Consider the following 12,519-nt stretch of genomic DNA (forward strand, 5'->3'; position numbering starts at 1 on the left):
GAGACAACCATTGGTCATCGACTGCCACGGCCACTACACGACCGCCCCGAAAGCGCTGGAGAACTGGCGCAACGCCCAGGTCGCCAACCTGAACACGCCAGAACTGGGTCCGAAAGCCTCCGACCTGAAGATCAGCGACGACGAGCTGCGCGAATCGATCGAAGCCAACCAGCTGCGCCTGATGCGCGAGCGCGGCTCGGACTTGACCATCTTCTCGCCGCGCGCCAGTTTCATGGCTCACCACATCGGCAACTTCGAGACGAGCGCCACCTGGGCAGCGATTTGCAACGAACTCTGTTACCGCGTGTCCCAGCTGTTCCCGGACAACTTCATCGGTGCGGCCATGCTGCCGCAATCCCCTGGCGTCGACCCGGCCACCTGCATTCCGGAACTGGAACGCTGCGTCAAGGAGTTCGGCATGGTCGGCATCAACCTGAACCCGGACCCCTCGGGCGGCCACTGGACCTCGCCCCCGCTGTCCGATCGCCACTGGTACCCGATCTACGAGAAGATGGTCGAGTACGACATCCCGGCGATGATCCACGTCTCGACCAGCTGCAACCCATGCTTCCACACCACCGGTGCACACTACCTGAACGCCGACACCACTGCCTTCATGCAGTGCCTGACCAGCGACCTGTTCAAGGATTTCCCGACCCTGAAGTTCCTGATCCCCCACGGCGGCGGCGCCGTGCCCTACCACTGGGGTCGCTTCCGCGGCCTGGCGCAGGAGATGAAGAAGCCGCTGCTCGAGGAGCACCTGCTGAACAACATCTTCTTCGACACCTGCGTCTACCACCAGCCGGGCATCGACCTGCTCGCCAAGGTCATCCCGACCAAGAACGTGCTGTTCGCCTCGGAGATGATCGGCGCCGTGCGCGGCATCGACCCCGAGACCGGCCACTACTACGACGACACCAGGCGCTACATCCAGGCCGCAGCCTTGATCGACGAAGACCGCTTCCAGATTTTCGAAGGCAATGCACGCAAGGTCTATCCGCGCCTCGACGCCGCCCTGAACAAGAAAGGCCTCTGACCATGACCACTCCCCTGATGAACCAGCTCGGCATCGTCAAGCGCAACATCGAGCGCGCTGACCGCGCGGCCGTCGATCAGCTGGCCACTTTTGGCGCTGCGACCGTGCACGAGGCGATGGGCCGGGTCGGCCTGATGAAGCCTTACATGCGTCCGATCTACCCCGGCGCGATGGTCGGCGGCACTGCCGTGACAGTGCTGCTGCACCCGGGCGACAACTGGATGCTGCACGTGGCCGCCGAGCAGATCCAGCCGGGCGACGTGGTCGTGGCCGCGCTCACCGCCGAGTGCACCGACGGCTTTTTCGGCGACCTGCTGGCCACCAGTTTCGTCGCCCGCGGCGCCAGGGCGCTGATCATCGACGCCGGCGTGCGCGACGTGCGCGTGCTCAAGGAGATGGGTTTTCCGGTGTGGAGCCGCGCGATCAGCGCCAAGGGCACGATCAAGGCGACGCTCGGCTCGGTCAACATCCCGGTGGTCTGCGCCGGCGTCCTGGTCAACCCGGGCGATGCGGTGGTAGCCGATGACGACGGCGTGGTCGTGGTCCCGGCGCTCGAGGCCGCACGCGTCGCCGCGGCGGCGCACAAGCGCGAAGACCTGGAAGGCGAAAAGCGCGCCAAGCTGGCCGCCGGCGTCCTCGGCCTGGACATGTACGGCATGCGCGAGCCGCTGGCCAAGGCCGGCTTGAAGTACGTCGATTAATAGTCCGACCATACAGGCGTGGGTGTGGATGGCCTCTTCGAAACCCTGGCGCAGCAGGTACTCGCGGCTTTCCGGCGCCGTGATGGGGCGGTAGGTGCCCAGCACGATGTTGTTGGCCGCCAGCGAGTTCGAGGTCACGAAGAAGCCCAGGTTGCGCTTGACGATGACAACCATGGGTGTCTATCCTGCCGGTTAACGTCTGCTCCTGGAAGATTCCGGCCGGTCGATTCAGCATAACAGGCTGCCAATGCGAAAAGCTCGGCAACCGTCACGACAGACAGCGTCGGACGCAGTCAATCCGATCCGCGGCAACTCCTCAGTCAACGCAACATAAGCAAGAAATTCTGCTGTGGCCAACGCACGTCCGGCAGCCAACGCCGCTACACTGGTCATTTCCATTCACGGCATGCCTGCCGGCGCCATCGCAGGTAGCGACTTCTTACGGAAACCGATCATGCACCGCACCCGCTCGCGCAGTTGTCGCACCTCCCGCCGTACCCTATCCATCCTGCTGGCCTGCCTGTCGGCTCTTACGCTGCTGTCATCCGCTCATATCGATGCTGCGGCACAGGCGGCGGCCGCCGATACGCGCTATGAACGCGTCGTACCCAGCCCGGATGGCATCGGCAAGCGCTACATGGGCCGCGAGATCGCCGGCGTGATGGGTTGGGAGGGCGCGCAATGGCTCGAGCGCGAAAGCCGCGCACGCGAGGAGCGGCCGGAATTACTTCTGCGCGAACTGGCGCTGGCGCCCGGCATGACAGTGGCCGACATCGGCGCCGGGACCGGCTACTACACCTGGCAGCTGGCGAAACAGGTCGGACCTGACGGACGTGTGTATGCAGTTGACGTCCAACCGGAAATGATCAGCATGCTCGACAGCCAAATGGCAAAGCGCGGCGTGCGCAACGTGGTCTCGGTACTGGGCAGCGAAACCACCGTCAAACTGCCGCCAAACAGCGTCGACTTGGCAATCATGGTCGATGTCTATCACGAGCTCGCCTATCCCTCGGAGGTCCTCGACAGCATTGTCAACGCCTTGAAGCCGGGTGGGCGCGTGGTCTTCGTCGAATATCGGGCCGAAGATCCGGCAGTCGCGATCAAGCCGCTGCATAAGATGAGCGTGGCGCAGGTACGGCGTGAAGCCACGGCGCATGGCCTGAAGTGGGAACGCAGCATCGAATCGCTGCCGATCCAGCATGCGATCGTTTTCCGGAAACCCTGAGCGCAGATTTCGTGCGGTTGCTAACAATGAGTAACGGCCCGGGAGCTGAAGCGGCACATGCGCGGGAGCTCACCATTCGAAACGTGAGAAATCACAATGGCCCATGGCCAAGCGGGAGCAGTCCAATCGGTTCGCTAGACCGTAGCAGGCTGACAGGCTAACCAACGGCTTATCGATTCAGCGCATGGGCGACGCGAACGACGACAGATAGGTACCTGAGCAGGATCAGAACTTGGGTGTATGCGAGGAGATAGGATGGAGGCGAGGACGGGAGTCGAACCCGTCTAGACGGCTTTGCAGGCCGTTTCGTCCTCTATGAATCAATGAGTTAGCCCAGCACCACACTTTAGCACCACATCGGTTCGCTTGGATGAAGCAAACCAGTGGACTAAGTCCCTTCCCTAACGCTGTTGCCTGCAGAGCAACGAGCGAATTTTTTAGGCGTTCTCAGCCGGGTCTTTCATTAACCAGCGGCTTTTCGAGTGACCATGGATATAAGATATTCGAAACAATGTAACTACGGTAAAGTGCCGCTAACGTCGGTCTGCTCTAGGCAACGGCATGATCAAGGCTGCAGATCACCGCGCTCAAAGCGGTCGTGCAATATCCGGCGCCGGCCAGTTCAACAAGGATGCAACACGCCGCACCACCCTTCTCAGTAAGGGCGGGTCGCCCCAGCCCAGGGACTCGACCACGCGATACGATTTCAACAGGATGTCCACTGGCCGCACGGACCGGTCTGCCTCAACCAAGAGCCGGGCGCACTCGCCGGCAAGGTGCAAGGCCAATTCTTCGCATACATTCCAGTCCAGGCAGCGGTTCAGGAAAGTCGCGTCTGTTTGGTGAGGAAAGTCGACGGGAACGGCGGTATAGTCCGTACCCGTTTCGCGTTGTGTACCCGTGCCACTTCTCGTCAATAAGCCAATAGTGGACATGATACTGTATAAACGTACAGCCATAAGATACGTCAGCGATACTGAGAATCCCGGGCGCGCTGCGCCAAGCCGAACAGTGGCGGCCGGACCCATGCCTGCCCAGAAAGCCGCCGTCGACAAGGGCAATGTGAAGCCCTGCGGGCCGTTCAATCGCCTGTCACCTGCCCGCTGCAGAATCCGAAGCCGATCCCGACAAATCCATCGCGTTCGCAGCGCGCGGTGAAGGTGATCTCGTCCCCGTCCTCGAGCCAGCTGCGCCGCTCGCCGTTGGCGAGTTCGACCGGCTCGGCACCGCCACGTGTCAACTCGAGCAAACTGCTCAATTCTGCGCGCTCCGGTCCCGAGATCGTGCCGCTTCCGATCAGGTCGCCCGGCATCAGGTTGCATCCTCCGCTGGTATGGTGCGCCACCATCTGCGCCGGCGTCCAGTACAGGTGACGCGCGTTCGAGCGGATGATGCGCTGCGCCTCGGCGCCGGCCTCGCGCATGCGCGCCGTGCGCAGCCATACCGCCAGCTGGATGTCGATGCTGCCTGCGCGCTGGTCGGAGGCGTCGTGCAGGTAGGCCAGTGGCGCCGGGTCCCCGGTGGGCCGCTCCATGGCGGCGCAGCGAAACGGCGCCAGCGCTTCCGGCGTCACGATCCAGGGCGAAATCGTGGTGCTGAAATTCTTGCCGAGGAAGGGGCCGAGCGGCACCATTTCCCAGAACTGGAAATCGCGCGCCGACCAATCGTTGAGCAGGCAGTAGCCCGCGATTTGTTCGTGCGCCGCCTCGATCGGCACCGGCTCTCCCAGCGCGTTGCCGGGCCCGACGATCATGCCCAGTTCAAGTTCGAGGTCAAGGCGCTCGCACGGACCGAACACCGGCGCCGCACCGTCGCTGGCCGGACGGCGCTGTCCGCGCGGACGGCGCACCGCACCTCCGCTGATTCGCACCGACGATGCGCGGCCATGGTAGGCGATCGGCACCCACTTGTAGTTCGGCGGCAGCGGATTATCGGGCATCATGAGGGCGCCTGCGGCGCGCGCATGATGGATACCCGCATAGAAGTCGGTGTAATTGCGCACCTCGACCGGCAGTAGCAATTCGCATTGCGCGGCCGGGTACAGCAACTTGGCCGCGCTGGCGCTGGCGCGCCGGCCGAGGCTGCTGTCCGCGTCCAGCAAGTCGCTGGCCTGACGCCGCAGCGCACGGCGCGGACCGGCGCCGAGCGCCAACAGAATGTTCAGGCGCCCGCCGGCGGCCGCCGTCACGGCCAGCGCGGCCTCCCCGTCGAACAGGCCGGCGGCGTCGGCTGCCGCCAAGTCAAGGATCATGTCGCCGATCGCGATGCCCGCGCGCGGCGCCGCATCTGCGCCGGTCCGGAACACACCCAGCGGCAGGTTCTGGATCGGGAAGTCGGCGCCGGGCCGGTTGGCCGAAACGACCCAGCTGCGCTTGCGCGGGGAATGGGTGTCGTCAATCTCGTTCATGCATTCTCCTTCATTCGGCAAAGTCGGCCGGCAATGGCGGTCCCCACTGGTAGAGCGTGTCCAGGCTCTGCGCATAATGCTGGGTCGGCTGGTCGGCATCGAACACGTCGCCATCGGCGTAGTGCTCGACGTTATTGCCATACGGGTCGCGCCAGTAGTCGAATATCTGGCCACCCAGCAGGTGGCGCCCGACACCCCACAGCCGCTGGTAGCCGCGCATCTCCATCCACTTGCCGCCGGCACCCACCTCGTCCAGGCCCTGTACCTCGAACGAGATGTGATGCGGCTTGGTGTCACCGCCGCCAGCCAGTGCGATCACGTGGTGATCCGCATGTTGCGGGCCCAGATCGCAACGCAAAAAGGCCGTCACCGGCAATCCCGGGTCGCCTTCGTGGATCGAGTCGGACACGCGCAGCCCGAAGCGCTCGCGATACCAGGCGGCGGTCGCGGCGACGTCGCGCACCTTGAGGGCGACATGGCCGAGGCGCAGCACGACCGGGGGGCGCGGCGGCACCAGGCGCATGGCGTTCAGGCGGGTTTTATGGGTACCGTGGTTGAACACCGCCGGTTCTTCCGGCTGCGGACCCGGCGCTGCGGCGCGCGACGCCAGCAGGTCGAATTCGTAGCCTTCCGGCGCACGTACGGTGACCGCGCCGTCGCCGGCGAAGCGCGGCGCGTCGCCGCGGCGCACCGCTTCCGGCCAGGCCGCGGCCTCGGCAAGGACGTCGGGGTCGAACACGACGCCGATCGACAGCAGGCGCGAATCCGGCCCTTGCTGCGCGATGTATGCGCTCGGATAACCGAAGGCGCAGCGCATGTGCAGCAGCCCGTCGTCCTGCTCGACCTCGACCAGGCCGAAATCGGTCAGGAAGCGGCGCATCACGTCGAGATCGGGATGCTGGTAGCGCACATAGGCGATATCGAGCATCGGCCCGCTCATGGCGCTTCCCGCACGACCGCGTTGCGCACCAGGCCGACGCCCTCGACCTCGACTTCGACGGTATCGCCTTCCTTCATGAACAGCTGCGGGTTGCGCGCCGCCCCTACCCCGGCCGGCGTGCCGGTGACGATCACGTCGCCGGCTTTCAGCAGGAAGGCCTCGCTCAGGTAGGCGATGATGCGCGCGACGTCGAAGATCAACTGGCGCGTGTTCGACGATTGCACCACCTCGCCGTTCAGGCGGGTGGTGATCGCCAGGCCCGCGCCCAGCGGCGGCAGTTCGTCGGCCGTGACCAGCGCCGGTCCCATGGCGCCGCTGCGATTGAAGTTCTTGCCCATGGTCCACTGCGGACCGCGCTTGAGCTGGTAGTCCCGGATCGAACCCTCGTTGGCCACGCTGTAGCCGGCCACGCAGCCGGCGGCGTCGGCTACATCGATGTAGCGCCCACCGCGTCCCAGCACGGCCACCATCTCGCCCTCGTAATCGAAGGCCGACGAGCGCGCCGGCAACACCAGGGGCTGGCCGTTGCCGACGAAGCTGTCGTAGGTGCGCAGGAACACGACCGGGAACTCGGGCTTGGCCATCGCGCTTTCCTCGGCGTGGTCGGCGTAGTTCAGGCCCACGCAAAAGATGCGCGCATTCGGCGAGATCGGCGGCAACAGGCTCTGCCCGTCCAGGTCGAGCGCCGCCGCTGCGGCGCCCTGCACCTTGTCGGCGATCGCGGCGCGTTCGGCCGCACCGAAGCCGGCCACGTCGTCGGCGCCGCAGGCGAAGCCGAGATGCAGGTCGGCCAGGTCGAACCAGTCCTTGCCGCCCTGGACGGCGACGCCGATGGCGCCTGCCTTGTCGAAGTATGAAAATCGCATGCTGTGTCTCCTTGATGTTGGGTGTCAGGCGGCGCGCGCCAGGGGGTATTCGCGGGAAGCGCCGCGCAGGGTGTCGAGCAACGCACGCGGATCGCCGGGCAAGGCATCGCCGCGCCATGCGACGTGCTGGTCCGGCCGGATCAGGATCAGATTGGCGCCGTACAGTTCGCGCAAGCCGGCGTCCGGCAGCGCCAGCACGGTGAGCGGCATGTCGACGGCGCGCGCGGCCTCCGCCAGCGCATCGGCCTGGCCTGGCGCGCCGGCGGTGACCAGCAGCGTGTAGCCGGCGCCGAAGTGGTCGAACAGGGCGTCGTCCTCGCCCAGCCAGGCGTGCGGCGCACGGCAGCCGGGGTGGGCCGACGGCACGTAGTCGCTGTAATGCTCGGGCGGGGGTGCGCTGCCGTCGGGGACGACGATCGGCGAACCCGCGTAGCGGTAGCCGAGCACCACGCCGAGCGTGCGAAACTCGCGCTGCTTGGTATCGGCGATGCGTGGCCCGGCCTCGCGGCGCAGCGCGTCGCCTTCGGCGCCGGGCTGCTCGAGGCCGCTGCTGGCCATGCGTTCGGAAGCAGTCGCGTAATTGATCACCGCCTCCTGGATGAAGCGGTCATGGACCGGACGGCGCTCGGTCTCATAGCTGTCGAGCAGGGCCGGTCCGCCCCAGCCTTGCAGCGCGGCCGCCATTTTCCAGCCCAGGTCGACCGCGTCGCCGATCCCCAGGTTCATCCCATAGCCACCATACGGCGGATGCAGGTGGCAGGCGTCGCCGGCGAGGAACACGCGGCCGGCGCGGTAACGCTCGGCGACCAGTTCATGCGCGGTCCAGTCGCCGCCGGTCAGCACCTCGGGTTCGAGCGGCAAGCCCGTCGCTTTCCTCAGCATCTCGACCGGATCGTCGTCGTCGCGTTTGGGGGTGAAGCTGAAATACCAGCGGTCGTCGCGGTCCAGCGGCCCCAGCACGGCCGGCACCTCGGCATTGAGCAGCCAGTACATCACCGCCGGGCCAAAGTCGTGCATGTCGGCCAGGCCCGGCATGCGGAAGATCAGCATGCGGTGGCGCGCCAGCGCGCCGCGCCCGTGCATGTCGATACCCAGCGCGCCGCGCACCGCACTGTGGGCGCCGTCCGCGCCGACGACGTAGCGCGCGCGGATCGTGTGCTGGCCGTTGCCGTCGCTGACCACCGCGTCGACGCCATCCTCGTCCTGCGCCAGGCTCTCGAAGCGGGTGTTGAAGCGCAGGTCGACCTGCGCCAGGGTCGCGACATGCGCGCGCAGCGTCTCTTCCAGCAGATATTGCGGCACCCACTGCGCATGTTCGGCGTACAGCGGATGCGCTCCGGGCTTGCAAAAGAAGGCGTTCTCGATGCGCGCCAACGGATAGCCGTTCATGCGCGTCGCGAACTGGATCGTCGACGGATAGTCGACGCCGAGCGGTGCGCGCTCGCGCAGGGCGCCGGCGATGCCCCAGCGGCGCAGGTGCTCGCAGGTGCGCACATTGGTGGTCTTGGCGCGCGGCGCATGGCCGACGCGGTCGTTCTTTTCGATGACGATGCAGCGCACGCCGCGCTGCCCCAGTTCGATCGCAGCGGCCAGCCCGACCGGCCCGGCGCCGACGATCAATACGTCGCACTCGCGCGCTTGCGAGGTCTGTACGGTCTCCATGGTGCTCCTTTTTTTTGTTGACGCAAAAAAGCATAGCTCGCATACTCGGCCCCGAACAGATCATGGAGGTCATACGCGGTATGAGCGAATTTCATGCAGGTTTGGGCCAGATGGATTTCCTGCTGGTGATCGACGCCCTGTTCAAGCACCGCAACGTGAGCCGCGCCGCGCAGGAACTCGGGGTCAGCCAGTCGGCCTTGAGCCATTCCTTGAACAAGCTGCGCGCGCGCTTTCACGACCCGCTGTTCGTGCGCGCCGGCGCGCAGATGGTGCCGACCCCGCTGGCCGAGAAATTCGCCGATCCGATCGCGCGCTCGCTGGCGATCATCCGCAACGACATCTTCAACGCGATCGCGTTCGATCCGGCCACGACCACCCGCACTTTCACCGTCTGCGTCAGCGAGGTCGGTGCGATCGCGATGGTACCGCGCATCCTGGCGCGCCTGCGCCAGGCGGCGCCGCACGCGCGCCTGGCCCCGCGCTCGCTGCCGCCGGAGCAGATCTCGGACGCGCTCGAATCCGGCGCGGCCGACCTGGCGGTGGGTTATTACCCAATGCTCAAGGCCAGCACCTATCAGCAGGCGCTGTGCCAGCGCACCTATGTCGGCATCGTGCGCAACGACCATCCGGAAGTCGGCGCCACCTTGACGCTCGAGCAGCTGTACCACATTCCGATGATCCGCACGACCAGCGTCCACGCCATCAATACGCTGCTCGACGCCCACATGGCCGAGCAAGGCATTAAACCGGTCATCGCGCTCGAGACCTCGTACGTGATGGCGCTTGCCTTCCTGACCGCCGACTCCGACTGGCTATCCCTGATTCCCGAGGAGCTGGTCGCCACCATGCAGGCACTGGCGCCGGTACGCCCGGTGGCGATCCCGCTGGCGCTGCCGCCGATCGCGATCAAGCATTACTGGCACCAGCGCTACAAGGACGACGAGGCCAACCGCTTCCTGCGCCAGACCGTGTATGAGGCATTGGTTGAATAAGCCATGCAAATTTTTCATTCCGTCTATGAACAAGCCCTGGATTGACTCATACCTTGCAGCTCCCTAGCATGATTCCAGACGTGGCCGGATGAGCCGCGCACATAACGGAGACTGCAAGATGAATCGTCTGATCCTGGCCGCGGCGCTGTGCGCCCTCGGCAGCGCCCCCGCGTTCGCGCAAAATGGCGTCACCATCTACGGCGTGCTCGACGTCGGCGTGCAATACATGACCAACGCCGACGCTGCCGGCCACTCGCAGACGGCGGTGGCCTCGGGTTCCTACCAGCCATCCCGCCTCGGCTTCAAGGGCCAGGAAGACATCGGCGACGGCTACAAGGCCTTGTTCGTGCTGGAGAACGGGTTCAACGCCGACACCGGCGCGCAATCCAGCGCCAGCACCCTGTTCAACCGCTTTTCCTTCGTCGGCCTGCAGACCCCGGCCGGTACGTTCACGCTCGGCCGCCAGGGCAGCATCCAGTTCGACAAGACCGTCTTTTACGAACCGCTCTACTACAGCACCTACTCGATGCTGTCGCTGAACGGCGCGCCGATCCAGACCTTCAAGGTCAACAACATGGTGAAGTACCAGTCGCCGTCCTGGCAGGGCTGGAACGTCTCGGCAGGTTATTCGACCGGCCAGGAACTGGCGGGCAACGCACATGCGGGGCGCTACGTGGGCGGATCGCTCGAGTACGTCGACGGTCCGCTCTCGGCACGCGTGCTGCAGGAAACGACCTGGGGCAACGCCGGCCCCGGCGTCGTCGACCAGAGCCAGCTCTACGACCGGCGCACCAGCGCCGCCGCGGTCTACAAGCGCGGCCGCTGGACCCTGTTCGGCGACTGGATCCACGTGGCCGGCAAGCTGCAGATCTCACCGCGCGGCGACCTGGCGATGGCCGCGGTCGCCTACGACATCAACCCGTGGCGCTTCGTGCTGGAAGCCGGACGCTACCGCTTCTCGGACAACCCGGGCCGACCGCAACTGGTGACCGGGCTGGTGCAGTATTCGCTGTCGCGCCGCACCGCCCTGTTCGCGGCCTACGGCGACCTGATCAATGGTGGCGGCAGCAACTTCGGCATCGTCTACCCAAGCACCACCGCGCGCCCCGGCGAAAGCCAGGCCGCGGTCACGCTCGGCATCGACCACCGCTTCTGACCGCCAACGACCGTACGGAGACATCATGCAACCGACCCTCGACCTCACCCGGCTGATCGACGAGCGCCCGCTCGGCCGCTTTCAGCTGCTTACCATCGCGCTGTGCGCACTGATCGCCTTCCTCGATGGCATGGACACGCAATCGATCGGCATCGCGGCGCCCTTCATCGTCGCCGGCCTGCACCTGCCGCGCGCCATGCTCGGCACGGTGTTCTCGGCCGCGATCCTGGGCGCCATGATCGGCGCCTTCCTGATGGGATCCGCAGGCGACCGCTTCGGCCGCAAGCGCGTGCTGCTGGTCTGCATCCTGGTGTTCGGCCTGGGCACGATCGCGACCAGCATGGCCAACACCTATGCCAGCCTGCTCGCGATCCGTTTCGTGACCGGCATCGGACTGGGCGGCGCGGCGCCCTGCTTCCTCACCCTGGCCTCGGAGTACGCGCCACGCCAGCGCCGCGCCAGCGTCAGCAGCATCCTGTGGGCCGCGTTCCCGCTGGGCGGCATGGCGGGCGGTTTCCTCAATTCCTACCTGATCGCGCGCTACGGCTGGCACTCGATCTTCCTGTTCGGCGGCGTGCTGCCGATCGTGCTGGTCCTGGTGCTGGCCGCGCTGCTGCCCGAGTCGCCGACCTTTCTCGCCGGCGCAGGCCGCCAGCACGCGTTGGCGCAGGTCGCCGCACGCCTGCTCGGCAGCGCGGTCACGCCCGGCACGCAGTTCACGACCAGCGAGGAACGCGTGCCCGACGCCTCGTTCCGCGTGCTGTTCCAGGATGGGCGCGCCCGCACCACCCTGCTGCTGTCGATGCCGTTCGTGATGGCCTTCGGCGCACTTGCCGTGCTGGTCCTGTGGACCCCCTCGCTGCTACGCGACAACGGCATCCCGCCGGCACAGACCGCGATCGTGATCGGCTTCCACGGCCTCGGCGCCTTGATCGGCATGGGCTCGGCCGGCCGCATGATCGAGCGCTTCGGCGCCGGCCGGGTGCTGGCGCCCGCGCTGCTGCTGGGCGCGGGATGCACGGCGCTGGTCGGCATCGGCGCGACCTCGGTCGCCTCCGCCTCGCTGGTGCTGGCGCTGGCCGGCGTGTTCGTCGGCTTCGGCGCCTCGGGCGGCATCGCGCTGGCCATCATGTCCTATCCGCCGGGCATTCGTGCGACCGGCATCGGCTGGCAGATGGGCATGGGACGCCTGGGCCAGGTGCTGGCCCCGGTGCTGACCGGCGCCCTGCTCGCGGCCGGCGTGAACAGCGCGCAGACGTTTTATGTGGTGGCGATCGCGCCGCTGATCGCGGCGCTGTTCGTCATCCTGGCCACGCGCGGTGTGGCGCGACCCCTGGCTTCGCCGCCCGTTGCGGCAACCGGGCGCGTCCACTGACCGCACGCCTATCACGTGCCGGCCGGTGAGCCACCGGTTTTCAGGGCTCACCAGGCTTGCAACCATTGGCGCGATAGGCTCGAGCATGTCGGTCAGGGACGCGGCATGCCATTCCGCGCCAAGCTAACTCGACGGGTATCGAGCGATGCGGTGAATGGC

General features: G+C 66.3%; 10 protein-coding genes and 1 pseudogene. 6 read left to right on the forward strand and 5 right to left on the reverse strand.

Annotation, left to right across the window (positions count from 1 at the left end):
* Window positions 1–10: 10 nt before the first annotated feature.
* Together FA90_RS09675 and ligK are read left to right on the forward strand one after the other, a co-directional pair.
* Window positions 11–1,036: an amidohydrolase family protein gene (locus FA90_RS09675; protein WP_036168354.1), complete on the forward strand. Its 1,026-nt coding sequence runs from the start codon at window positions 11–13 to the stop codon at window positions 1,034–1,036.
* A 17-nt stretch (window positions 1,037–1,053) separates the two neighbouring features.
* Window positions 1,054–1,737, forward strand: coding sequence for a 4-carboxy-4-hydroxy-2-oxoadipate aldolase/oxaloacetate decarboxylase (gene ligK, locus FA90_RS09680; RefSeq protein ID WP_036168356.1), 684 nt, complete (start codon window positions 1,054–1,056; stop codon window positions 1,735–1,737).
* A gap of 15 nt (window positions 1,738–1,752) precedes the next feature.
* Here the strand turns inward: ligK and FA90_RS27240 are convergent.
* Window positions 1,753–1,902 (reverse strand): annotated as a pseudogene (locus FA90_RS27240) (ribonucleotide-diphosphate reductase subunit beta); the annotation flags it as partial.
* A gap of 289 nt (window positions 1,903–2,191) precedes the next feature.
* Between FA90_RS27240 and FA90_RS09685 the strand changes: the two are divergent.
* Window positions 2,192–2,962 (forward strand): class I SAM-dependent methyltransferase, encoded by a 771-nt coding sequence (locus FA90_RS09685; protein ID WP_081934077.1) that lies wholly within the window; start codon window positions 2,192–2,194, stop codon window positions 2,960–2,962.
* 1,081 nt (window positions 2,963–4,043) lie between these two features.
* Here the strand turns inward: FA90_RS09685 and fahA are convergent.
* Genes fahA through FA90_RS09705 form a run of 4 tightly spaced genes read right to left on the reverse strand, consistent with a single transcriptional unit; the run spans window position 4,044 to window position 8,837 of the window.
* Window positions 4,044–5,369, reverse strand: a complete 1,326-nt coding sequence (gene fahA, locus FA90_RS09690; protein WP_036168358.1) for a fumarylacetoacetase — start codon at window positions 5,367–5,369, stop codon at window positions 4,044–4,046.
* A 10-nt stretch (window positions 5,370–5,379) separates the two neighbouring features.
* Window positions 5,380–6,309, reverse strand: a complete 930-nt coding sequence (locus FA90_RS09695; protein ID WP_051971663.1) for a VOC family protein — start codon at window positions 6,307–6,309, stop codon at window positions 5,380–5,382.
* On the reverse strand, window positions 6,306–7,175 hold the full coding sequence (locus FA90_RS09700) for a fumarylacetoacetate hydrolase family protein (RefSeq protein ID WP_036168360.1): 870 nt from the start codon (window positions 7,173–7,175) through the stop codon (window positions 6,306–6,308). The genes FA90_RS09695 and FA90_RS09700 overlap by 4 nt, the downstream gene beginning before the upstream one ends.
* Window positions 7,176–7,199: 24 nt before the next feature.
* Entirely contained in the window at window positions 7,200–8,837 is a 1,638-nt protein-coding gene (locus tag FA90_RS09705; RefSeq protein ID WP_036168362.1) for an FAD-dependent oxidoreductase, read from the reverse strand.
* Window positions 8,838–8,917: 80 nt separating this feature from the next.
* On the opposite strand from FA90_RS09705, the gene FA90_RS09710 reads away from it, so the two are divergent.
* The 3 genes from FA90_RS09710 (at window position 8,918) to FA90_RS09720 (ending at window position 12,360) form a co-directional block, all read left to right on the forward strand.
* Complete coding sequence (locus FA90_RS09710; RefSeq protein ID WP_197065274.1) at window positions 8,918–9,829, forward strand: LysR family transcriptional regulator; 912 nt, start codon at window positions 8,918–8,920, stop codon at window positions 9,827–9,829.
* Window positions 9,830–9,947: 118 nt separating this feature from the next.
* The gene (locus tag FA90_RS09715) at window positions 9,948–10,985 is read left to right on the forward strand and encodes a porin (RefSeq protein ID WP_036175082.1); all 1,038 of its coding nucleotides are present in this window, start codon (window positions 9,948–9,950) and stop codon (window positions 10,983–10,985) included.
* Between the two features lie 25 nt (window positions 10,986–11,010).
* Window positions 11,011–12,360: an MFS transporter gene (locus FA90_RS09720; protein WP_051971665.1), complete on the forward strand. Its 1,350-nt coding sequence runs from the start codon at window positions 11,011–11,013 to the stop codon at window positions 12,358–12,360.
* The last annotated feature ends 159 nt before the right edge of the window (window positions 12,361–12,519 follow it).

Source organism: Massilia sp. 9096, assembly GCF_000745265.1.
In the GTDB taxonomy this organism is placed as follows: Bacteria; Pseudomonadota; Gammaproteobacteria; order Burkholderiales; family Burkholderiaceae_D; genus Telluria.